Raw genomic sequence first — 23,230 nt, 5'->3', positions numbered from 1 at the left:
TCTCAATTATCTTTGTTATTAAGCGAATTGACTTCGCAAATGTTTTGCTTCAAATCACATCGTGATTGAAGACCCTACACATTTGATTCGTCGAAACTTTGTTCAGTTTTCAAAGGTCAACCCGTTGGCTAATCAAGCAGCCAATCAACATATTTATTATAACATATATCAGATTAACTTGTCAAGAAGAAAATTTAATTAATTTTGAATTCCTTTTGATCGATAACTCAATCAGCAACTTTATTAATATATCATGTTATCAAGTCGATGTCAACAATTATTTTTAATTTTTTATTAAACATCTCAACAGTAATTAACTGCTTTGACAACGATAACTACTATACATGGATTTTACTCCTTCGTCAACACTTTTTTTTAATTTTTATTCATTTTTTTCATTCGCCTTACTATTATTATGATAATAAACGTTAGCTAGCCCGTTTTTAAATGGCGTGATGCTCTTTCACCATTAATAAATTAGTCTCACATAACTAATTAGATTTACTAATAAATATATTTTTCAAAAATTATTAAAAGTTTTAAACGCCCCTTCACAACATTTTTCTATCTTGCTACACTTTAACAGTATTATCTTATTACACAAAGGAGAATTACCTTGGCAACTCTTATCGATTTTATATTACATATTGATGTTCATCTAATTCAGATTGTTAATCAATTCGGCGATGCAACCTATTTAATTTTATTCGCTATTATCTTTATTGAAACTGGTGCAGTCATAATGCCATTTCTACCTGGAGATTCCCTTCTCTTTGCCGCAAGTGCACTAGCTGCTGACCCACGTTATCATCTTAATATTTGGATTTTTATTTTTATTTTCTTATGCGCCTGTTTGGGTGGAGACTCCCTTAACTTTTTAATTGGTCATAAGATTGGGAAGAGTCTTTCTAACCACTCACTTTTTGGTAAATTAATTGATAAAGATAGTCTAGAACGTGCCGAAGTCTTCTTTGAAAAGCATGGTGCGCCGGCTATTATTCTCGCCCGTTTTATTCCAATCATTAGAACATTTGCTCCATTTGCGGCAGCAGGTTCTGGTTTCCCCTACAAGCAATTTATTCGTTATAGTGTAATTGGCTGTGTTATCTGGGTAGCACTTTGTTGTGGATGTGGTTACTTCTTCGGTAATCTTCCGTTCGTTCAAGAACACTTCTCTGTCATCATTCTTGCAATTATTGTGGTTACGTTAATCCCAGCCGTTGTTGGAGCATTGCGTTCGCGTTTTGTTAAAGAAGATGCTTAACATCAGCTTTATCCATCCCCAGATCAAAAGTAAGATTATCAATGTAAATCCTAACCATAATCCAAATAGTACTGTAAAAAATTTTTCAGACATCAGTAATATGATTGGCGTTGTTCGTGGATCAAATAGCCAATCCATATTGCTAAAGAAAAGATAATGGAATTTAATAAAGAAAGCATTGAAATTTGTTATTCCCATAAACCCACTAAAGAGCAACAAAATAAATAACATCTGAAACGGTAAAATCAGGCGCCAGAGCTGATTTTGCCGTTTTTGTTTTTTCAATCCAAACAATAACAACGGGAGCGAAATCACCATCACAGCTTCATTCAATAAAATCAAATATTTTACGTCTTCAAAATGGTGAACTGCAGAAGGGGCAATTGGTAAATATTTTAGTTCGAGGACTCGCTGTGTTGGAAGCTGAATATATTTAATGACACTTCCATAATCGGCCATTAATTCAGGGGCAGATAATCCTAGGAGGTGCTTAGGAATTGTTATAAAAAAAGGTGAGATATTAATAACGATAAAAAGAGCAATACTAATTGCAACAACTAAGCTAAGTAGTGTCAATAAGATTGCTCTTCCCCACTGAATAAATTCAAATTTCCCATTCATCAAGATTATTCACCTTATATGTTGGCTGGATTTTTTCTTTTATAACTTCTTCTGGACGCGATAAACCAGTATAAACTAATAAACTATCCATTCCAACGTTAATTGCTGCTTCAATATCAGTATGATAGTTATCGCCGACCATAATTACCCTTTCTTTAGGTAATTTAACTCTTTCTAGTGCCATTTTCATAATTATTGCTTCTGGTTTACCAATCATCACAGGTTTCACTTGAGTTGCATATTCTACTAGCTTTACAATCGAACCTGCTCCAGGAACCATCCCTCGTTCATTAGGCAAATTACTATCAGCATTGGTCCCAATAAATTTAGCGCCATTTCGAATTAACAAGACTGCCTTTTCAAGCTTCTCATAAGTAACACTCGTATCTAATCCTACAACGACATATTCAGGTTGATCATCAGTCAAGATAAACCCTCGCTTTTCTAAAGCTAACTTTAATCCCGACTCACCAATAACATAAATTTTACTTTTTACTGGCGCCATTGACCGTAAATAGTCAGCAGTTGCGATTGCTGTTGTGTATATATTTTCCGACGTAACATTAATATTATGATTTTTACGGAGGTTTTCAGCGACAAAATCTGGCGTTCTGGTACTATTATTTGTTACAAACAAGACCTCTTTCTTGGCATCTTGTAGACGTTTGATAAATCTTCCAGCTGCTGGAATTTGCTTTTTGCCCTTATAAGTCGTCCCATCTAAATCAATAAAATATCCTTGATAATCTTTCATCGTTTGCCTTAGCTCCTCTTTTTTCGTTGATGAATCACAAATTTTTGCCGATGACCGTTTTTTACACGTTCTGCACGCTGATTATGCCGTTGACGCACGTTCGGTTGTTTAACTTGCCGTCGCCGTTCATGAATGACTGGCGTAGTTTTCTTTCGACGCTGACGGTAACTGTGCCGTGGAATACAAACATCATCATTGTGAAGGATGAAATACGCACAGCCAAAATTACAATACTCAAATAAATAATCCTCAATCGTATCAGTTCCCAATTCTGGTTCAAATAAGGGATTATCATCATTATAAAAACCTTTTAAGCGTAATTGATCATATCCCCAATCCCCAACGATATAGTCATATTTACTCAGAACACTGCTAAACCGTTCTGCGAATTTTTCTGAATTAAAACCGTCACGGTAGTCCTTTACTAATTCGTAGGGATGTCCATTAACGGTAAAATGTGTCTGGTCTTTTTTTTCAATATGATAGATTAAAGATCGTTGCTCTTCACGCTGATCAATATAATCTTGAATCTTAGCTCTATTCATCTTTTCCACCTTCTTTTGATTATTTTTGTCCTGGATACTTCATAGCTTTTTGCGCTACGATTTCTTCTATTTCATGAAAATTCAGCGGGGCTCCAAATTTAGGCTTATTTTCAAGATAGTCTAATTCGGGAGCATCCACGCCTACATTTATATTTTCTTTAATGGGAACAGAATAGTGGTGAATATGGCCATGAAGGTTAATAATTTGCGGTGCTATTCCTAACATAAGAGGATAATGAGTTAAATAATACTGACGGTGATTATATTTTAATAGTACTCCCACATCATGAAACTGAAATTTAGGAAGTCCATTAAACTCATAATTATTACTTTCTAGATATTTAAAAAGGGCCCGATTATCATGATTGCCTTTTATCAGTATTAAGTGTCCATGTAATTGTAATAACACCTCAAGGATTGCTTGATAGGCATTTCGTTGAGGCTTAGTAAAGTACAGAGCAATGTCTCCTAAATGATAAACAATATCATTTTCACCAACCTTATCGTTCCAATTATTAATAATCGTTTGGTTCATCTCATTGACATTATTGAATGGCCTTGGTGCAAATTTATTTGTACCAAGGAGACTATCATGAAAAAAATGAGTATCTGACGTGCAAAACTTCATAAAGAATCTTCTTTCTTAAAAAGACAATATAGTTATCTTAAATTCTAAAATAAAAAGAGACTAGAGACAAACATTTCTTGTCAACTAGTCATCTTTTGGCGAATTATTTAGTACTTAGTTATTTTTCTTTAAACGTTCAATGTCACGAACAATCATTAATTCTTCGTTAGTTGGAATTAATAATGTCTTAATCTTTGCATCATCAGCAGAAAGATCACGTTCAACACCATGGCAGTCGTTCTTTTCTGGATCAATCTTAATGCCAAAGTAGTCAAGCTTATCTGTGATCATCTTTCGTACTGGAACACTGTTTTCCCCAACACCGGCAGTGAAGACAATGGCATCTGCGCCACCCATTTCAGCAATATATGCTCCAATGTAACGGACAATACGGTTAACATAAATATCTAATGCAAGTTGTGCTCGGTCGTCACCCTTTTCAGCAGCTGCAAGAATATCACGCATATCTGGTGAGATACCAGAAATACCAAGTAAACCAGACTTATGGTTCAAAATATCAATCATCTCATCTGAGGATAAGTTTAATTTACCCTGCATAAAAGCAATTAAGGATGGATCAACATCCCCTGAACGAGTTGCCATTGTTATTCCTGCAACAGGCGTAAAGCCCATTGACGTATCGAATGACTTACCATTCTTTACGGCAGTGATTGATGCACCTGCTCCAATATGCATGGTGATTAATTTAAGTTCTTCAATTGGCTTTCCTAACATTTCCGCAGCACGTGCAGATACGTAACGGTGACTGGTACCGTGAGCACCATACTTACGAGCACCATACTTCTCATACCAATCATAAGGCACACTGTACAATGCATTCATTTCTGGCATATCAACATGGAATGATGTATCAAAAACAGCAACCGCAAATGCATTAGGCAATACTTTACGGAAAGCTTTAATACCAACTAATTCTGCCGGCTCATGGAGTGGAGCATATTCTGACAATTCATCAATCTTGCTAATAACATCATCATCAATAATTGTTGAATCCTTAAAGAATTCCCCACCGGCAACAATTCGGTGACCTACTGCCGTGATTTCATCATAGCTTGCCACAATCTTTAATTCAATTAGCTTATCTAACAAGTAATTAACTGCGGCAGCATGATCAGCAAATGGCTTATCTTCTTCATGCTTTTGACCATTACCATACTTAATCTTAGCATGACCCATCTTTTCACCAATACGTTCAATCGTACCTTCAGCTACTACATCTTCACTTGGCATATCAAATAATTTGAATTTAAGTGTTGAACTACCAGCGTTAACTGCAATTGTTTTTGACATTGACTTTTCTCCTTTAACGTAAATTCGTTGTTACCCATTTACTGATATCATCCATGAATGAAGCAAATTTTGCTTTATCCTTAAATGAAGGAAACTCACCCAACAAAACTTTAACTGCTTGTTTGCTATCTCCACCTTGGCGCTGCAATAACAAAATTGATTTTTGCGCATTCGGATTAGCAAAAAGTTCTGCTGGCAAATTGATAAGTCCTTGTAAATAGGCAACAGACTGAATCCATTTAACAAATGATTGTGATTCTTTAGTTTGGAACAAGCTACTAGGCACTAAGAATACCCCAAATGCACCGGGCTTAAGATAATTCATAGATTGTTCAATCAACAAATGGTGAACATATGAATGCCCCTCTTTAGCCCGTGTTTGATAGTTTTTGGCGTTTTCATCAAGTGGATAGTAACCAATTGGCAAATCAGAAATAGCTAAATCACATTGAGGAATATCCAAAGCAGTTACAGCATCTTGATGGTACAACTTTACATTAAGGTGTTGTAATTCTGTACTTACGCTCGCAACTTCCAACATATCTTCGTCATTATCTATTCCGTAACCAACGATATCTTTATCTCCATTTACTTTAAGCTGATTCATCACAGTCGTTAATAAATTAGCTGTCCCAACGGCTGGATCAAAAACAGTCTTAATCTCCTTGATTTTTGTAACCTTTTCAATTAAGAAAGCCATGATTAAGCCAATCGTATCAGGAGTCATTTGATGATTAGCCTGAATTGCGTCTTTTCGAATTACTTTCAAAAAACTCAGCTGGATAATTTGCCGGATAATTTCTGGCTTCACATTTTGTAAATTTAATTCTTGGTATATTTTCTGCAATTCATTTACAGTTTTTTCATCAGGAACACCGTCATCAACACGAACAGTATTATTGTCAATAATATTTTCTGCGTTTTCTAATAGCGCATCTAAATACGAACAATTTAACGCTGCTTGTAAAATTTCAGTGGCCTTATCAAAAAGCTCAAATAATTGCTGTGGTGTTTTCTGTGTCAGTGCTAGTCGCCTCCAAATAATACAATCATTACCTTATTAGTTTAACTATTATTCCTAGCAAATTCAAGATAACACTCTCATTGACCTCTTAGATTATCTTTTATTTTTTCAATATAAATTGAACAAAGGTCTCGTCCCATTTCCTGATAATTCTGATAATATCGATATTGAAACAATAAAACTGAACTAATTATAAGTAGGACGGCAATACTTACAAATAAAATAGAACCCTCTTTTTTATTTTGGTGGATAAAATTTAACAATTGCACTTGCTTTCTCTCCATCCTTCCTTGTCACTTTAATCAATACTCGTTGGGAATCAAGTTGCTTAAACGAATATTCATGATTCTTAATGTTATCTAATAATGGCATATAACCACCTTTATCCTGACACGTTAGGTATAGAGCATGGTTTTCTCTTAATTCATACTTTTGATCAGTTGTCTGACTGTATAACAATAACCGATTATCACGAACCTCCATTAATTCAAAACGATGATTGACCGATTCTAATTCTCGTAAAAACAAATGCCAAGTGATCGTTGATTCTAAATTCATTTTACCCACTTGTCTCACGCTAGTAGTAACTAAACTTATATTGATAATCACTAATGAAGAAATAATTAATGCGCAAGTTGCTTCTACTAAAGTAAAGGCCTCCTTCTTCATTTTCCAACCCGATAAAGGCATCGATCGTTATTATAAACAACTACCCTTTGGACCGTTGCTTTTGCGGTTAAATCACCACGGCTTAAAATAACTGGTTGCTTTTTAACCGCATATAAATCACTAGCCTCTTTTCCTAACCTCGTTGCGGCCATTTTTAGCTGAAGATTTCTATTTTGTAACCACAATTGCTTTTCACAAATAAAAAATAAATTTATCCCCATCGCTACAATAAATAAACTAATTAAACTATCTACCATCATAAATGCTTTTGCTTTAGCGTTTCTCAATTCGGTATCCTCCCCATCCTAATTGAATCTTCATGTAGTAATAGTGACCATCGATTAATGATTTAAAACGCTGGGTACAGGGGCGCGTATAGCCATTTGGCGTAAGATAAAGTTCACCAAACCACTCAACATTCAGTGTTGAGGGAATAAGAATTTCTTTTGTCTCTCTCGTTTGATCATTTATACGAAAAGTAATCATTTCGTTATTTTTGTCGTGGCGAATTACAACAAATTGATGTTTACTCTCACACTTTAATTGCGCCCAATGCCAATCTTGACGCAATGATTGCCAAAATTGTTCTTCAGCTAGTTTTTGACGCGTTTTTGTAAAATTTGGAATCGTAATTAGTAAAAGGAGGGCCGTTATTCCTAAGACAATAATTGCTTCAAGAAACGTAAACCCTTCTTCACGAAAATTCATCGCTGAATTGCCTTCCCATCAACAATTACAATTTTTTCGTGATGGGCCTGCTGAACCTGCGCATCAGTCAGATAATTGGCTTTATTTAACTCTTCTAAACTGACATTATCAGTTCCATTTTCATTTTCGTATGCATCGATTTGGGTCTGAATTACAGAAGTCATTGCCTTTCCGTGAATACTATTAGCATGCTTTCGCTGTTGAGAGAGATTGGGCAGCATGATCAATACTAACAAGCTAATAATAAATAAGACGATTGACATTTCGAGTAAGGTAAATCCTGATTGTTTTTTCTTTAAAATTTTCATTAGTAAACTCCTTGGAATGAATGATAAATTGGCAATAAGATACTAAGGTATAAACAAACAATTATGATTGCAATAATACTAAAAATAACTGGTTGAACAAAAATCAATAAATGCTCAATTGCAGCTGTAAGGGTCTTAAATTTTAAATTTGCAAAAACAATTAAGTCCCGTCCCATATTTTCCCTGGTCGCCCCCTTATTCATAAAAATGATTAATTCATTAGGGAGAAAAGAGCAGGTAGCCACCACTTCTGAAATATCTCCATCACGTTGAATAGTAGTCATTACTTTATTACCAAAAATATAAAGAATTGATTTCCTATCAAAGCTCTGGGTAATTTCACAAATTTCAGCCAACGATAATCCTTGTTGCAACATTGATCCTAATATACTAGTTAAATAATATTGAAAATAATAGCAATAACATTTACCGATTATCGGCATTGCACAGATCTTAATTAGCCGTTGTTCCTTATTCATTTGACGCCATCTTAGCCACTGAAATACGGCGCTAATAAAGATAATGGTAAAAAGATAAGTTACTCCTAACGTAATCATGTGAATCAGCGGCAAAGTTTGCCTCTCGCCCTGCCATACCTTTAATTCTGGAAAGACAAACATAATTAATCCACAGATCACCACCCCTAGCATCCCTAAAAGAATTAGCGGATATTGCAGGAGACTAAATAATTTTTTTCGTTGCCGTTCCCGTGCTGTAAGTATCTTTCCTACCTCACTCAATGTTTTTGTTAAATTACCATGCTTTTCTGCCAATAGTAACTGATAAAACAAATCGTCTTTTACTTCTTGCTGTAAGCTCTGGGCAAAACTCGCTCCCTTTTGCATTCGTTTATCTATAGAAGCAATCCAAGGGGCTAGCTTCGGATTGACAGCCTTGATAAAACCAAGTGCTTCTTTGACAGAAAAGCCAACACTTAACAAATCTGCTAATAAAAGGAAAAAATTTGCTTGTTGCTGATGATTGAATTTAACCCTGCTGGTATTGGCGTGCAGTATTTTCCGTAATTTCTCCATTTTCTACAGCCTGCTGAAGAGCTTTTGCCCATTCATCAGACATTCCTCCTTTCTTGGTGCCACTAAGCAAATCACCAAATTGATGCCGATTTAACAGGTCACATAAGATGGCTTGTTCTCCATTTACCAACGGAATTAAACGCTGATAAGATACCGTCGTTAATACTTGCTGAAGGTAATAAGAATCTATCCCTAATTGTTGAAGGCGAGAAACAACTCCATAAGCATTTCGAGCATGGACAGTTCCCAAAACTAAGTGACCACTTAATGCGGCTTGGACAGACATAGCTGCTGTCTGTGAATCACGGATTTCTCCAATGATAAATACATCTGGGCGATGCCGTAATCCCAATTTTAATAAACTTTCATAGTCCATCCCCGCTAATTCATTTACTTGCAATTGGATAAATCCCGGATGATCAATTTCTACGGGATCCTCAATTGTTAATACAATTTGTTTCGGCAATAGCTGTCGAGCAAGCTGATACATGGTAGTTGTTTTACCAGCCCCCATTGGCCCAGCAAAAAGAATCAAACCTCTTTGTTGACGGTACTTCTGTAATATTTCCCACTGGTGAGGAACTAAAAAATTAAACCTAATATCATTAAGGGGATATATAAAGCGAATAACTAATGATTCCCTCCCTTGATAATCACCAACACTTGATAAGCGTAAATTGATCTTTTGGTGAGCATAAGTAAATTTAAAAGCGCCTAGCTGGGGTCGTCGATGCTCACTAACTGCCATATTGGCGCAATATTTTAAGTATGAGATAAAACGTTGACCATAATCACGCGTAACCTGTTTAAAAGGAAATAGGGTCCCCTTTATCGCTAAGGATAATTGATAATACCTATCATGAGGTAAGATGTATAGGTCACTCGGTTGCTTGCGAATCATTCTTGTTAATTCTTCTTCAAAACTCGGCATATTTTAACCTCCCTATTATTTAAATACGGATAAATTCTAAAAATGCACTAAAAAATTTAAAACTAAAAAAGAGGTTAAAAAGCGTTTTGCTTTTTAACCTCTTAATAACAATGATTGAATTATTCTTCATCGTCATCTTCGTCTGGTAAAATACCAGTTTCGTAAATATCAGCAACATCATCGTTTTCTGTTAATTCATCAATCAAATGACGGTATTGCTTTGCCTTATCTGCAGGTACCTCTGTCCGGTTTTGAGGGATCATGGTAACTTCGGCAGTATCTAATTCATAGCCTTGTTCTTGAAGAGCATCACGAACATCTGTCATGTTACTTGGATCTGTGAAGATTTGGAACTTTTCTTCAGTTGCCTTCATATCTTCAGCTCCAGCCTCTAAAGCATCCATTAACATATCATCTTCGCTCTTATCAAGACCATCACGAAGAATTTCGATTAATCCTTTACGGTCGAACATGTATGAAACTGATCCACTAGCACCTAATGAACCGCCAGAGTGACTAAATGCTGAACGAACAGCAGATGCAGTCCGGTTCTTGTTATCAGTAAGAGCAGAAACCATTACTGCTACCCCACCTGGTCCATAACCTTCATAAGTAACTTCTTCGAACTTAGCTCCACCAATACCTGAAGCTTTAGCAATAGCACGGTCAATATTTTTCTTAGGCATGTTGGCCGCGTGTGCCTTATCGATTACAAGCCGTAATTGAGCGTTGTTCGCTGGATCAGGATCACCTGCTTTAGCTGCTTGGTACAAGTCACGTGAAATCTTTTGGAAAATCTTACCACGCTTAGCATCTTGGGCGTTCTTACGTCCCTGAATGTTATGCCATTTTGAATGTCCTGACATTACTGACTCCTCTTTTCTTTATTAATGTAATACAAACAGATAAATTTTAGCAAATATTCATCGTTAATTCAAGGTTATTGGCGAGGTTGCCATTTTCGTTTTACAAAGTGCAGAATAAATAACACAATACTAATGACAATCATCATCATTGAACCGTGAAATCCAGTCTGCTGAAAATCATTAGCAACCTGGGAAATAAAGGGACTTATGTCTGGTTGTCCCGCACCCATTTGAAGGGCAATCGCATGAATAGTCATAACGATTCCTGTATATAAAACAGTTCCCCACAAACAAATCCACCTAAAACTGCCAATTAAGTGATGCTGCCATAACCCCTTAAGAATCAATATAACGAGGCTGATAATTGAAATCACTAAAATAATATTAACAACCGTTTTAGCAATTTTAATCCCATTAATTAACTGTGCAACTTCGGGAGTATTTAACTGACTGTTAACCATCGAATTAATGTTACCAGCAATTGCTGAAGAACTGCCTGCTGGTAACATGGAAGTGGACAAACCATATTGAGCTAATTGGGAATTAACAGATGCGCCCACATTATTAACTATAGGTGATAGATCAAGATTAATTTTTTCACCTGCATATACCTGATCAATTGCCTGGTTAATTAGCTTATCAGTATCGCTTTTCTTTAAGACAGAAGTTGAAATCCCATACTGAGTTAGACTACTGTTAACCTGGTTTAACATAACTGATTCAAGCGACGAATTTGTAACTTCTTCTTTTACAAAGTTAACATTTAAGAGTGTCGAATTAATTAGTAATGTTAGCCCGAGTAAAGTCACACAGATTACACCCCATAAGCAGTATAGAAAATGATGCTTTTTCGGTGTTTCTTCTATTGGCTTCTCAACTTTTTCTTGTCGTTGTGCTCGTAATTCACTTCGGGTTGTCACAACAAATCACAACCTACTTACGAGTTGATTGGCGTTCAACAAAGCCATGATCTAAAATAACATTTTTTTCATCATCATTGCTGTCATCGCCATCCATTAATTTTGTCAACAACCGCATTGAAATGGCACCAAGATCATAAAGAGGTTGAGTGATCGAAGTGATTGTTGGCCGGACAACCTTTGTATAATTGGTGTCATTAGAAGAAATTAGTTCAAAATCATCTGGAACGCTAATACCAGCATCCGTAAGCCCGTTTAAGAGACCAGCAGCTAAACTATCATCTGTTACATAAGCAGCCTTTAATCCCTTTTCGATAACTTCTTGTGCCTTTGCATATCCTGCTTGATAAGACCCGTCCGTTTCAATTACTAATGATTCATTAAATGGCACATTATTATTTGCCAATGCTTCTTTATATCCATTAAGCCGGTCTTCGCCATTAATTGAGTATCGTAATGGACCAGTAATATAGGCAACTTGTTGATCACCATGTTTTAACAGAAATTCTGTCGCTTCCTTGGCGGCTGCTTGGTAGTTAATCCGAACGCTTGGTAAAGCATCATCATTAACAACAGAACCAGCTACTACAACTGGTGTATTTGTGCTTTCGAATTCATTTCTAAGATCATCAGAAACATCATGACCCATAAAGATAAGTCCATCAACCTGTTTAGCAAGCAAGCTCCGTACCACTTTCAGAATCTTTTCATCATCAGAATCAGAATTAGTTAAAATAATATTATACTTATACATTGAAGCAACGTCATCAATCCCCAATGCTAATTCCGCAAAGTATGGATCAGTTATATTAGGAATAACTACCCCGACAGTCGTTGTTTTTTTAGAAGCTAATCCCCGTGCAACTGCATTAGGACGGTAATTAAGCTGCTTAATTACATCTAAAACTTTTTGTCTAGTTTCTGGTTTTACATTTGGATTGCCATTTACTACCCGTGAAACAGTGGCCATTGAGACACGAGCTTCTCGGGCAACCGTATAAATTGTTACTGATTGTTTTTCCATAAGATAGCCCTTTCTTTATTGGTATAATCTGTTTTCATGTTTTTTCATAACCTAGTTAATATAGCAGATTTAGTTTTAATTAGCAAACGTTCTTCATTATTTTTTTACTTTCATAACAATATGTTATAATATTCGCAATCTTTTTTAGGAAGTGAATGCAGTGACAAAACTTAATCAACTACAAAGCGCGCTTACTGAAAAAGGATTAGATGCTGCTTATATTAGTGATCCGATGACCATTAATTACCTAACTGGTTTCTACAGCGATCCAGTAGAACGGGTATTAGCATTAGTCCTTTTTGCCGACAGTGAGCCATTTCTGTTTGCACCAGCTCTTGAAGTAGAAGCAATAAAGGATACTGGTTGGAAATATCCAGTATATGGGTACTTAGATCATGAAAAACCTTTTGAGCTTATTGCTGAACATATCAAAAATCACGCTGGCTCACCAATTAACTGGGGAATTGAGGGAGAATCGCTAACTGTTGACCGTTTGCGTGCTTTAGAAGAAGTCCTCCCCAATGCCCATTTTAATACTGATCTCTCTCCTTTAATAGCAAAAATGCGGATGATTAAGAGTGATGATGAGATCGCTAAGTTAAATGAAGCAGGAAAATGGGCTGATTTCGCTTTTAAAGTAGGATTCGAAGCAATTCAAATTGGTAAAACAGAGCAAGAAGTTGCTGCCGATTTAGAATATGCGCTTAAGCAACATGGGATTAACAAAATGAGTTTTGATACTCTAGTTCAAGCAGGTCCTCATGCTGCCGAACCTCATGGAGCTACCTCCAGTAATAAGATCCAAAATAATCAGCTCGTCCTCTTTGACTTAGGAACAATTGTTGATGGCTATATTAGTGATGCTTCTCGAACAGTGGCTGTCGGAAAGTTAAATGACAAACAAAAAGACATCTACAAGGTATGTTTAGAAGCTCAATTGGCCGCTCAAAATGCTGCGAAACCGGGAATGACTGCTGAAGAATTAGATAAGATCGCTCGTGATATCATTACTGCAGCTGGTTATGGCGAATACTTTATTCACCGCCTCGGGCACGGAATGGGTAGCAGTGAACACGAATTTCCATCAATCATGGAAGGAAATCAGCTAGTTCTTGAACCTGGAATGTGCTTCTCCATTGAACCCGGCATTTATATTCCAGGTTTTGCCGGCGTCCGGATTGAAGACTGTGTTCATATTACAGAAGATGGTTGTGAACCATTCACGCATACAACTAAAGAATTACTAACTTTCCCTCATTAAAATAAAAAAGCTGAGAAATCCTCTCAGCTTTTTTATTTTATTTATCGGCTGTCTTAGCGTCATCTTGACCTGCTTCGTCGTCTTCAGTAGATGCTGGCTTTTGATCACTAGTAGCATCGATAATAATATCGTTATTATCTTCATCTGCTTCTTTATTCTTCGCCAATTCCTCACGAATATCAGCAGTTTGCTTATCAAAGTCATCATTAGTCATATGATTAACTACTTTATTGGCGCTATCTTTTACTTTACCCTTAACATTATTAACAGCATCTGCAGCGCCACTCACCTTATCGTTCAAGTTAGAATCACTCATAAGATCATCAACAATGTCTAATGCGTCTAAGGTGTAATCAGTCACATAATCAGCAACTTTATTAATCTTTTCATCAACGCTTTCTTTCAATGCTTCTTTTTTAGCTGGTGCCATTTTCTTCCATGCAGCATATGTTGCAGCTCCACCTAATAATATCCCAGCAAGTAACTTTTTACTCATTATTCGTCATTCCTTTCTTTTGCTTCCGATGCTGTCTAAATTTGTTGAAAGCATCTAAAACAAGTGTCTTTCCTGCAAACTTAAAAATACTCCGGTCAAATTGTCGTTTCTCGCGGTGCAGCCGGGCTTTCTCGACCATTTCTTGAAGTGAAGCATTCACTTCTGAAACACTCTGACTTACATCTGCAACTGCTTTAACCGCTGGATCTAGTTGTTCTGATTTATGGTTAATATCGTCTAACAATGTATTCGTGTTACTTAGCACGTCCTCCATTTCTTGGCTAAGATAATGAACATCCCGCGTTAAAGTTGTAATACTTTTATTTGTTTCTTTCATCGTCTTACTCAATTGATTCAACAGGATACATGCAAAAATGACTAAGATTAGGAATGCGATTGCCGCAATTAACCCTGCCAACTGGCCAAAAGTCATCTGATAATCCCTCCTTTAGTTTTCAAAATACTTATTCAATACTAAGAATATCATAAAACAAATAAAAACGATAATCTAGTGTAGTCGACAGAAGCTTGTCTTCCCTGTTAAAATATTTATTAGTATTTTTTAGGAGGTTATTATGATCACTGGTGCCACTTCACTTACATCAAAACAAACGGAACAATTAAAAAAAGCTTTTACAGATTTATCCTGGCACGAAATTTCACAACAACTTTTAAGTAAATTTCTTTTAATTATCGTTACGTTTGTCTTATTTTTAATACTTTTATGGGTAGGACGAGTTATCATTGTCCACCTTTTTCAAGAATCAAAAAAATACAATGTACTAAAAAATAGCAATCGAATGGCAACGGTAAAAGCCCTTGTCTTAAACATTTATCGTTATACTTGTTATTTTTTCTTATTGTACGCTATATTATCAGAAATTGGCGTTCCAGTGGGTACTCTAATTGCTGGAGCCGGAATCTTTAGTTTAGCCTTAGGTCTTGGCGCACAAAGCCTTGTTAGTGATATTGTGACTGGATTTTTCATCCTACTTGAGCAACAATTAGACGTCGGCGATACTGTCCAAATCGGTCAAATCAAAGGAACAGTAACTGCTCTTGGTATTCGTACTACGCAAGTTACTAGTTCCGATGGGACACTTAATTTTATTCCTAACCGTAACATTACCATTGTGCAAAATCTTTCGCGAAATAATATGGTTAGCAACGTTGATATTCGGATTACTTCGAAGACCCCTCTTAGTAAGGTAGAAGAAATTGTTACGCAAGTTAATAAAAAACTAGTTCCACAAATAAAGGCACTACAATTAAAACCAGTTATTGTCGGACCAGTCGTTACCCCAGACGGTGCGCTCGTTTTTCGTGTGACGATAACAGCAGTCAGCGGAAAACAATCAACTGTTGCTAGTCGCTTTTTGGCGGCATATCTTAAAGAATTACGAACAAATAATATTCCAATTGCCTGGGAGGGAGTACCTAATGAGTATTAAATTAATCGCTACTGATATGGACGGAACCTTTTTACGAGATGACCATACTTACAATCATTCTTTATTTGCAAAGGTCTTTCGCCAACTTGAACGCCATAATATCTACTTTGTCGCTGCTAGCGGATCCAGTTTTCCACGGTTGCAACGAGAATTTAAAGACTACACCGCCAAGATGGGATTTATTTCGCAAAACGGTTCAGTTATTCATTTAGGAAGCAAATTATTTAAATCTTTTCCTATTAATCAAGAAGCTTTAGCCCGGGTTATTCATGTTCTTGACCGTTTCTATGGTCCACAAGATATTAATCAATTAGTAATCTCTACTAGTGAAAAATCTTATGTTGATCAGGGGATGAGTGCTCATGATTTCAATATTGTGAAACTTTTTTATGAAAATGTAGAGCGTATCCCTGATATCCGACAGATTTTCACTCAACGGCCAACTGAAGATTTTACCAAGATATCGATTAATTTTGCTAACCATATCGATCTAAAAAAAGTTGCAACAACCTTAGATGGTTACTTACCACCATCCTTAATCATGGAAAATTCAGGCTTTAATACTGACTTAATCGGTAATGCTGTTGCAACTAAACAAAACGCTCTTTCCCTTTTGCAGTCCCACTTTAATTTAAAGGCAAATGAAATTGTTACGTTTGGTGATAATGAAAATGACCTCGGGATGTTAGCAATGACGAGTCAAAGTTACGCAATGCAAAATGCTCAACCAATTATTCAAATGCAAGCTGCCCACACCACAACAATTGATAATAATCATGATGGCGTCTTGCAGACTATTAATCAGTTAATTAAAAATGAACGATAAAAAGAAGGGGCCTCCAACGTTCGGTTTTACCGGGCGCTGGAGGCCTATGTTGTACTGCGCTATTTATTTTTTGAAAGTAACTTGACTTATATCATAACTACTTTTCATTATTTTCCAAAAGTATGCATTGTATAATTGACCGCCTTTAATACTTCACGACGCGTCACAATTCCACAAAAGTAATTATGATCGTCCACCACCGGTAAAAATGACTGATCAATTAAGAGGTGTAAATTTTCTTCGATATCAGTTGGATCTTGGATAACTGGCGCATCGGTTTGCATCACATCCCTGACCTTTAATTCATTTAAGCGCTCCACATTGATCCGTTTTGTCTCCAATAATCGGTCAGTAATCATCGCCAAAGAAACTTGACCACAGTAACGGTTTTTATTATCAATCACAATAATTTTAGCGTACCGATCCTTAGTAAGAACTAAAAATGCATGATCTAAACTGTTGCTTTGGTTTACTGTTGCAACTAAACTGGCAGGGATCATAAACTTCTGCTTATTTTTCAGCAATAAAGTCTGCAAACGCTGATCAATCACAAAAATACACTCCTTTATTTCTGACGCCGGAATTCACAATGTAATTCAGGAACAGCTTCCATCTCGCGGTTATAATAATCAACAATAAACCGCTCAGGCTGCGCATCAATAATTGCAAAAGTTCCTCCGAGTTTAGCATATTCACCACGAGGAAAACTGATGCTCCCAGGATTAATTATTAGCATTTGATGATCGTAAACGGCTCCTAACTGATGAGTATGCCCATAGCACACAATGGAGGCACCTTTTTCTTGACCGGTAAGCATCAGAGGGGTCAGAGAAAAATTGACCCGCTGTAAATGACCATGAGTTAGATAGAGCTGCTTTTGCCCAGCATTAATTACTAACTCATTAGGGTACGACAAACCGTAATCATTATTCCCCTTCACTGCCTTAAAATTGCTCATTGGTTCCTGATCAGGAGCTAATTCTGAATCCCCACAGTGAATCATTAGGTCAACGTGATCCCCCATTTTTTGAACAATCTCTGTCAAAATTTTTTCTTCTCGATGGTTATCACTTACAACTAGTATTTTCATTTTTATTACCACCAATCATTAAATTGCTTCATAAATGATCGTAATGCGCGTCCCCGATGACTAATTTGATTCTTTTGGTCTGCTGTTAACTGGGCCATTGATTTGCCTAATTCATCAACATAAAAAAGCGGGTCATAACCAAAACCGTTTTCTCCTGTGAGTTGATGAAGAATATGGCCATCAACCCGACCATTGGCAACTAATTTGGTTCCATCAGGCTTAATTCCGACGATGGTAGTATGAAAGTGGGCAGTCCTTTTTTCATCAGGTACCTCTTTTAACGCCGATAAGAGTTTAGCATTATTAGCAGCATCGTCATGATCACCAGCATATCTTGCTGAGTGTACACCTGGAGCACCTCCAAGAGCATCAACTATTAAGCCTGAATCATCTGCCATAACCGGTAGTTGGAGTTGATTAGCAGCTGTAGTGGCTTTAATTGTTGCATTTTCTTCAAATGTTTTACCATTTTCATTAATTGCTATTGGTGCAAAATCGGCTAATGTTTTTACTTCAATTCCTAGGGGAGCAAGCATATCTTGGTATTCACGCGCTTTCCCGGCATTCTTTGTTGCGATTACGATTGTTTTCATTTTAACCTTCCTCGTTTAATTCAATATGTGCACACTTACTGTATCCGTTTGGTAACCATTTTTGCGCACCAGCAACTAAGTCTTTAACATCTCCCGTTGAATAAAGGTTGATACTTGACGCTAAATTATCACTCAACTGATTTTTGCCAGTTAACAATTCCTTTGCCTGTCTGATTGTCTCAAATGCAGGATCAATTAACTGAACATTAGATCCTAATTTATTATGAATTTCTTTTTGTAAAAACGGGAAATGAGTACACCCAAGGATCAAAGCTTCAATCGATTGGTTATCAAATACTTCTAATTCAGTGTCAACAGCTTTTTGTGCCTCACTTGTGCCTGTTTGCCCATGCTCAACAATTGAGACAAGTGGCTGTGCGGGAGAACTGATAACACTTAGATCTGGATTAAGTTTAGCTAACGTTTTAGCATAAGCGCCATTTTTAATAGTGGATTCAGTGCCAATTACCCCAATTTTTTTATAATGATGTTGGGTAGCAGCCATGGCTCCTGGTTCAATTACCCCAATTACTGGAATTGGTAATTCGTTTTGAAGAAGTTGAAGAGCTGCTGCAGTCGCGGTATTACATGCAATTATCATCATTTTTACGTCTTGTTTTAACAAGAATTTTCCAATGCGTAATGCTAATTGCTGAATCTGTTCTTTTGTTTTAGTTCCATATGGAAAATGCCCTTGGTCACCCACAAAAATTACAGATTCTTGGGGCATTTGTTCACGAAGTACACGAATTACAGATAGGCCGCCTAACCCTGAATCCATAACCCCAATTGGTCGTTTATCCATTCTCTTCACCTCGTTAATTCATTAAAACGTTTAAAACCTTGAAACTATATTATCCGTTTCTCCATAAGATTTTGCAAGTTTTTCAGGTTTAACCCTATTAAGATCTTGAATTTTAAGTATAATAATAATGATTGTTAAAAAGGAGCGAGTGGATATGAGTCAGAAATTATATAATCAGTTAATAGCCGGTCATCAAGGACTAGGGGCTGGGACAATGCGTGACGTGATTTTACCAGCCATCCTCGGTAAAGAGACCGATGAAATGCTATATTGGATTGGTAAAGATCTCGCTCGAGTATATCCTGTTGCCACAACTGAAGATCTAGTCTATCTTACTAATCAGCTAGGCTTTGGCCGTTTAGCTTTACGTAAAAAAAGCAATACTTCTCAAGTTTGGCGGTTATCAGGGGTAATTGTAAAGGAACGGATTCAAAGAGACGAGGAAGAGACCTCTTTTGGTTTAGAATGTGGTTTTCTTGCTCAAGAAGTAGAATTTCAACTCGGAACGGTTGCAGAGGCAAAGATCTTTGACCGTCACCGTGACTATGTTGATATTTTGATTCAAAATGATCCACAAAATTCAGCTGATAATGAACGATCCGAGATGGTAACATTCATTACTGTTGATCGCCCTGACGAAAAAGAAGACGCCCCCAAAAAAGAAACTCGGCATTCACTACTAAAACGACGAAAAAAAGATAAAAAATAAGTTTAAAATACTAAAAAGCTGGAAGAAAACAAAAAGTTTTTCTCCAGCTTTTTTCTAATCAACATATTGTTGTAAGATTTGCTTTAATTGATCTTCACTATGGTAACCAATGATTTGGTCTACTACCTTACCATCTTTCTTAACCATTAATGTAGGGATACTCATAATCCGGAATTTTTGTGCAGTTTCTGGATTTTGGTCAACATCCATCTTAAAAAATTTAATATCAGTCATCTTATCAGACAGCGCATCGACTACTGGTGATTGCATTCGACATGGACCACACCAAGTTGCCCAAAAATCAATTAAATCTACACCAGTGGCAGTATCTTGTTCAAAGGTTTGATCTGTAGTTACGTTTACAGCCATCTTCAATTCCTCCTTTGTTTTTCTTAACGCTATTCTAACAAATCACTTCTTAAATGTCATTTAACTTGCTTACTTTTTTATAGTAAGTAATTATAAATTAACAATTGTTGCTCCATCCCCACCAGCATTAGGGGAAGCATAGGAGAATGATTTAACTCGTGGATTGCTTTGCAAATATTGTTGCGTTCCCTTCCGAAGAGCACCGGTTCCTTTTCCGTGGATAATTGTTACTGTTGAAAGATTATTCAACAATGCATGATCAATAAAGTTACTTAGCTCACTCATTGCTTGTTCATAGCGATGACCGCGCAAATCAAGACGGGCCGAGGTCTTTCGTGTTTGTGTCGTTCTCACAGCAGCCCGTGGTCGCCGCTTTGCATCTTTTTCTCGTGGAAGATCTTTCTTAGCTACTTTCTCAAGATTATTCTCATCAATTTCCATTTTAAGAATCCCAATCTGAACTTCCCACTTGTGGTTCCCTCGCTTAGATAAAAGTTCTCCATATTGACCATAAGATTTCACCAAGACTGCATCACCTTTATGCAAATCATGCTTTTGCTTAGCCCGTTGTAATACAGAGTTGTGTTGCAACCGGGGATTATCACGATGAAGAGCGTTCAATTGACCTTGTGCATCAATTAATTCATTTTCTTTTACATTTCCGCCCTGCTGAACTTCTAACTGGCGCAAATGATGAATAATTCGGTCAGCCTTTTTCTTAGCCATCGAAACTTGATGGTTGGCCTTTGAACGTGCTTGTTCGTATAGCTTATCGCGCTGTTCATTAAAGCGGGTGAGTTTCTCATCAAGGTCACGCTGAACTTTTTCGTTTTGGGCTACTAGTTTTGCTAGCTTTTCACTTTCTTCACGGGCTTTTTTCCGTTGCTCTACTAAATCACCAATCATATTGTTAAGGTCTTGACTATCATCACTAACAAACGTCCGTGCTTCATCAATAACCTGGGGATTAATTCCTAATCGCTGCGCAATCTCTAATCCATTCGACCGCCCAGGAATCCCTAGTAGTAATTTATACGTCGGCTTAAGAGTTTCTTGGTCAAATTCCATACTAGCATTAATCGTCTTAGCACGATCATAACCATAAACTTTGAGTTCAGGATAGTGGGTAGTAATTACAACCATGGTTCCTTTACTGCCAATATTATCAAGAATTGCCATTGCTAAAGCAGCCCCTTCTTTGGGATCGGTCCCAGCACCAAGCTCATCTAAAAGGACTAAGCTACGACTTGTAATTTGTTCAAGAATGGCTTTTACTCCATCCATATGACCAGAGAAAGTACTCAGATTTTGTTCCAACGATTGTTCATCACCAATATCCGCAAATACATTATCAAAGATCCCAATTGTGCTGCCTTCTTCTGCGGGAATAAATAGGCCAGATTGTCCCATCAATTGAATAATTCCTAAAGTTTTAAGCGTAATGGTTTTACCACCAGTATTGGGTCCAGTAATAATAATCGCTTGGTAATCTTCCCCAATCTTAATGTCATTTGTCACTACTCGTTGGGGATCGATCAGGGGATGACGCGCTTTCCGTAATGAAACATGATTTTCTTTGCTTAAGAGCGGTAGCGTTGCCTTAGTATCATGTGCCCAGCGTGCCTTTGCATTAATAAAGTCAAGGTGTCCAAGAATTGCTTCATTCTGACCAATATCATGTCGATAAGGAGCAATCATTTGTGATAACTCAATTAATACGCGTTGCATTTCTTGACGTTCTTCTATTTGTGCTTGTCGTAACCGATTATTGGTTTCTACAACGGCTGCAGGTTCAATATATAATGTTTGTCCACTAGCACTTTGGTCATGAACAACCCCACCAAATTTATTTCGGTAGCGAGCGATTACTGGAATTACATAGCGGTCATTTCGCATTGTGACAATCGGGTCACTTAAGTATTTCGCATTTTTCCCACGCGTATACCTTTCCATTTGTTGGTGAATTTCCGTTTCCGTTTGTGTAATTAATTGCCGGATACCATGGAGTTTGGCCGATGCTTCATCATTTATTCGTCCATCAGGATCAATCGAACGAACTAGTCGTTGAGTGATTGAGGGAATTGTAACTAGGCGGTCAACTTGGGTAGTTAAAACCCGCAGTTTAATTTTTTTCTCCCGCATCTGGTCAAAAAAGTTTTTTACACTCATACTAGTTTGCAGCACTTTAGTAATTTGAGCTAATTCCGTGCCGTTCAGATTTGCCTTAATTTTCAAACGTTTCAATTGCGGTTTGATATCAGCTAGTTGCGGAATAGGGATTCCATCTTCTAACCTTAAAATATCGGCTCCATCAGTAGTTTCTGTCAAAAGCTCTTTGACTGCCTCATAATCAGTCTGTGGAACAAGCTGCGTCAATTCGCGACGACCAGCAGCAGAAACAAGGTATTGTGCCAGTTGTCCTTTTATTCGATCAAATTCTAATGTTTCTAAAATTTTGTTATTCATTTTATCCCCCCTGTACTAGCGTATCAATTACTAAATGCGCTATTCCTGGTGTTTGATTAATCATAAAACGCGCTAGTTCTGAGTTTGCTATTTGCATTTGCCACCAACCTGCTGGAAATAATTGCATAATTAGTAAAACAACGTAAATAATCAAATAGCCAATTAAAAATGAGATTAACCCACCTGCGATCTTATCAACTGTTCCCACCACTGGAATCCTCTTTATCCAGTTTAACTGACGAATTCCCCAGTGACAAAGAATTGAAACAATTGTAAAAATTATCATAAAGGCAATTCCATTATAAAAGAAAAGATTACTATTTACATTTGCAAGCAAGCTCTCGGAAAAAGTTGCCGGGGTTCCAATACTTGGTAATAACGATTTTAACCAGCCACCAATCAATTGGGCTCCCTGGCGAGCAACGATCCAAGCTACTATATATGTCCCCAGCATTAACGTCATTGTCAATAATCCGCGGCGATGACCATTAATAAAGCACCCCATTAAAATCAAAATAATAAAGGTTGTTAAAATCATCCTAATGATCCTTTCATTC

General features: G+C 36.9%; 29 protein-coding genes. 5 read left to right on the top strand and 24 right to left on the bottom strand.

Annotated elements, in window-relative coordinates:
* Positions 1-616 precede the first annotated feature (616 nt).
* Complete coding sequence (locus LMC10_RS07075) at positions 617-1,264, top strand: VTT domain-containing protein (RefSeq protein ID WP_016496977.1); 648 nt, start codon at positions 617-619, stop codon at positions 1,262-1,264.
* On the opposite strand, the gene LMC10_RS07070 is transcribed toward LMC10_RS07075, so the two are convergent.
* The 15 genes from LMC10_RS07070 to ccpA all read right to left on the bottom strand — a co-directional run bounded on the left by LMC10_RS07070 (position 1,208) and on the right by ccpA (position 12,607).
* The gene (locus tag LMC10_RS07070) at positions 1,208-1,885 is read right to left on the bottom strand and encodes a TIGR01906 family membrane protein (RefSeq protein WP_229269314.1); all 678 of its coding nucleotides are present in this window, start codon (positions 1,883-1,885) and stop codon (positions 1,208-1,210) included. The two genes, LMC10_RS07075 and LMC10_RS07070, sit on opposite strands and share 57 nt — an antisense overlap.
* On the bottom strand, positions 1,869-2,639 hold the full coding sequence (locus tag LMC10_RS07065) for a TIGR01457 family HAD-type hydrolase (protein ID WP_229269313.1): 771 nt from the start codon (positions 2,637-2,639) through the stop codon (positions 1,869-1,871). Before LMC10_RS07065 ends, LMC10_RS07070 begins: the two co-directional genes overlap by 17 nt.
* An 8-nt stretch (positions 2,640-2,647) precedes the next feature.
* Complete coding sequence (locus LMC10_RS07060; protein WP_085650440.1) at positions 2,648-3,184, bottom strand: YutD family protein; 537 nt, start codon at positions 3,182-3,184, stop codon at positions 2,648-2,650.
* 19 nt (positions 3,185-3,203) lie between these two features.
* Entirely contained in the window at positions 3,204-3,812 is a 609-nt protein-coding gene (locus LMC10_RS07055) for a metallophosphoesterase family protein (protein ID WP_003671879.1), read from the bottom strand.
* A 114-nt stretch (positions 3,813-3,926) separates the two neighbouring features.
* The gene (locus tag LMC10_RS07050; RefSeq protein WP_229269312.1) at positions 3,927-5,123 is read right to left on the bottom strand and encodes an acetate/propionate family kinase; all 1,197 of its coding nucleotides are present in this window, start codon (positions 5,121-5,123) and stop codon (positions 3,927-3,929) included.
* Positions 5,124-5,136: 13 nt separating this feature from the next.
* Positions 5,137-6,147, bottom strand: coding sequence for a class I SAM-dependent methyltransferase (locus LMC10_RS07045; RefSeq protein ID WP_322975837.1), 1,011 nt, complete (start codon positions 6,145-6,147; stop codon positions 5,137-5,139).
* Positions 6,148-6,384: 237 nt separating this feature from the next.
* A complete protein-coding gene (locus LMC10_RS07040; RefSeq protein ID WP_229269311.1) occupies positions 6,385-6,705 on the bottom strand; it encodes a ComGF family competence protein in 321 nt (106 codons plus the stop codon).
* A 107-nt stretch (positions 6,706-6,812) separates the two neighbouring features.
* A complete protein-coding gene (locus tag LMC10_RS07035) occupies positions 6,813-7,103 on the bottom strand; it encodes a hypothetical protein (RefSeq protein WP_229269310.1) in 291 nt (96 codons plus the stop codon).
* Entirely contained in the window at positions 7,090-7,524 is a 435-nt protein-coding gene (locus tag LMC10_RS07030; protein ID WP_229269309.1) for a hypothetical protein, read from the bottom strand. Before LMC10_RS07030 ends, LMC10_RS07035 begins: the two co-directional genes overlap by 14 nt.
* A complete protein-coding gene (gene comGC, locus LMC10_RS07025) occupies positions 7,521-7,832 on the bottom strand; it encodes a competence type IV pilus major pilin ComGC (RefSeq protein WP_003667658.1) in 312 nt (103 codons plus the stop codon). The genes LMC10_RS07030 and comGC overlap by 4 nt, the downstream gene beginning before the upstream one ends.
* Positions 7,832-8,866 (bottom strand): type II secretion system F family protein, encoded by a 1,035-nt coding sequence (locus tag LMC10_RS07020; RefSeq protein WP_229269308.1) that lies wholly within the window; start codon positions 8,864-8,866, stop codon positions 7,832-7,834. The genes comGC and LMC10_RS07020 overlap by 1 nt, the downstream gene beginning before the upstream one ends.
* Positions 8,820-9,797 carry a competence type IV pilus ATPase ComGA gene (gene comGA / locus LMC10_RS07015; protein ID WP_229269307.1) on the bottom strand — a complete coding sequence of 326 codons (978 nt, stop codon included), beginning with the start codon at positions 9,795-9,797 and terminating at the stop codon, positions 8,820-8,822. The genes LMC10_RS07020 and comGA overlap by 47 nt, the downstream gene beginning before the upstream one ends.
* A 119-nt stretch (positions 9,798-9,916) precedes the next feature.
* A complete protein-coding gene (locus tag LMC10_RS07010; protein WP_229269306.1) occupies positions 9,917-10,663 on the bottom strand; it encodes a YebC/PmpR family DNA-binding transcriptional regulator in 747 nt (248 codons plus the stop codon).
* Positions 10,664-10,737: 74 nt separating this feature from the next.
* Positions 10,738-11,583 (bottom strand): hypothetical protein, encoded by an 846-nt coding sequence (locus LMC10_RS07005; protein ID WP_229269305.1) that lies wholly within the window; start codon positions 11,581-11,583, stop codon positions 10,738-10,740.
* Between the two features lie 13 nt (positions 11,584-11,596).
* Entirely contained in the window at positions 11,597-12,607 is a 1,011-nt protein-coding gene (ccpA, locus tag LMC10_RS07000) for a catabolite control protein A (RefSeq protein ID WP_229269304.1), read from the bottom strand.
* Positions 12,608-12,767: 160 nt separating this feature from the next.
* Here ccpA and LMC10_RS06995 point away from each other — a divergent pair, with 160 nt between their 5' ends.
* Positions 12,768-13,868, top strand: a complete 1,101-nt coding sequence (locus LMC10_RS06995) for a M24 family metallopeptidase (RefSeq protein ID WP_102815832.1) — start codon at positions 12,768-12,770, stop codon at positions 13,866-13,868.
* Between the two features lie 37 nt (positions 13,869-13,905).
* On the opposite strand, the gene LMC10_RS06990 is transcribed toward LMC10_RS06995, so the two are convergent.
* Together LMC10_RS06990 and LMC10_RS06985 are read right to left on the bottom strand one after the other, a co-directional pair.
* Positions 13,906-14,364, bottom strand: a complete 459-nt coding sequence (locus LMC10_RS06990; RefSeq protein WP_019252897.1) for a hypothetical protein — start codon at positions 14,362-14,364, stop codon at positions 13,906-13,908.
* The gene (locus tag LMC10_RS06985) at positions 14,357-14,797 is read right to left on the bottom strand and encodes a DUF948 domain-containing protein (protein WP_003666701.1); all 441 of its coding nucleotides are present in this window, start codon (positions 14,795-14,797) and stop codon (positions 14,357-14,359) included. The genes LMC10_RS06990 and LMC10_RS06985 overlap by 8 nt, the downstream gene beginning before the upstream one ends.
* 142 nt (positions 14,798-14,939) lie before the next feature.
* Here LMC10_RS06985 and LMC10_RS06980 point away from each other — a divergent pair, with 142 nt between their 5' ends.
* Both LMC10_RS06980 and LMC10_RS06975 read left to right on the top strand, forming a co-directional pair.
* Positions 14,940-15,815, top strand: coding sequence for a mechanosensitive ion channel family protein (locus LMC10_RS06980; RefSeq protein WP_003671905.1), 876 nt, complete (start codon positions 14,940-14,942; stop codon positions 15,813-15,815).
* Positions 15,805-16,641 (top strand): HAD-IIB family hydrolase, encoded by an 837-nt coding sequence (locus tag LMC10_RS06975; RefSeq protein WP_229269303.1) that lies wholly within the window; start codon positions 15,805-15,807, stop codon positions 16,639-16,641. Before LMC10_RS06980 ends, LMC10_RS06975 begins: the two co-directional genes overlap by 11 nt.
* A 107-nt stretch (positions 16,642-16,748) precedes the next feature.
* Here the strand turns inward: LMC10_RS06975 and cbpB are convergent, their stop codons facing one another.
* Genes cbpB through murI form a run of 4 tightly spaced genes read right to left on the bottom strand, consistent with a single transcriptional unit; the run spans position 16,749 to position 19,129 of the window.
* On the bottom strand, positions 16,749-17,192 hold the full coding sequence (gene cbpB, locus LMC10_RS06970; protein ID WP_003671910.1) for a cyclic-di-AMP-binding protein CbpB: 444 nt from the start codon (positions 17,190-17,192) through the stop codon (positions 16,749-16,751).
* 14 nt (positions 17,193-17,206) lie between these two features.
* Positions 17,207-17,731: a metallophosphoesterase family protein gene (locus LMC10_RS06965; RefSeq protein WP_229269302.1), complete on the bottom strand. Its 525-nt coding sequence runs from the start codon at positions 17,729-17,731 to the stop codon at positions 17,207-17,209.
* Between the two features lie 5 nt (positions 17,732-17,736).
* A complete protein-coding gene (locus tag LMC10_RS06960; RefSeq protein ID WP_229269301.1) occupies positions 17,737-18,324 on the bottom strand; it encodes an XTP/dITP diphosphatase in 588 nt (195 codons plus the stop codon).
* A gap of 1 nt (position 18,325) precedes the next feature.
* Positions 18,326-19,129, bottom strand: coding sequence for a glutamate racemase (gene murI, locus LMC10_RS06955; protein WP_229269300.1), 804 nt, complete (start codon positions 19,127-19,129; stop codon positions 18,326-18,328).
* A 154-nt stretch (positions 19,130-19,283) separates the two neighbouring features.
* Between murI and LMC10_RS06950 the strand changes: the two genes are divergently transcribed.
* Positions 19,284-19,838: a YslB family protein gene (locus LMC10_RS06950; RefSeq protein ID WP_225359213.1), complete on the top strand. Its 555-nt coding sequence runs from the start codon at positions 19,284-19,286 to the stop codon at positions 19,836-19,838.
* A 54-nt stretch (positions 19,839-19,892) separates the two neighbouring features.
* Here the strand turns inward: LMC10_RS06950 and trxA are convergent, their stop codons facing one another.
* The 3 genes from trxA to LMC10_RS06935 form a co-directional block, all read right to left on the bottom strand.
* Entirely contained in the window at positions 19,893-20,207 is a 315-nt protein-coding gene (trxA, locus tag LMC10_RS06945) for a thioredoxin (RefSeq protein ID WP_019252905.1), read from the bottom strand.
* Positions 20,208-20,297: 90 nt separating this feature from the next.
* Positions 20,298-22,673 carry an endonuclease MutS2 gene (locus LMC10_RS06940; RefSeq protein WP_229269299.1) on the bottom strand — a complete coding sequence of 792 codons (2,376 nt, stop codon included), beginning with the start codon at positions 22,671-22,673 and terminating at the stop codon, positions 20,298-20,300.
* 1 nt (position 22,674) lies between these two features.
* On the bottom strand, positions 22,675-23,211 hold the full coding sequence (locus LMC10_RS06935) for a CvpA family protein (protein ID WP_003666690.1): 537 nt from the start codon (positions 23,209-23,211) through the stop codon (positions 22,675-22,677).
* Positions 23,212-23,230 lie beyond the last annotated feature (19 nt).

The sequence above is a fragment of the Limosilactobacillus reuteri subsp. simiae genome (assembly GCF_020784875.1).
Lineage (GTDB): Bacteria > Bacillota > Bacilli > Lactobacillales > Lactobacillaceae > Limosilactobacillus > Limosilactobacillus reuteri_H.
Note: the sequence above shows the minus strand (reverse complement) of the source record. Positions and strands in the feature narration are given on the sequence as shown.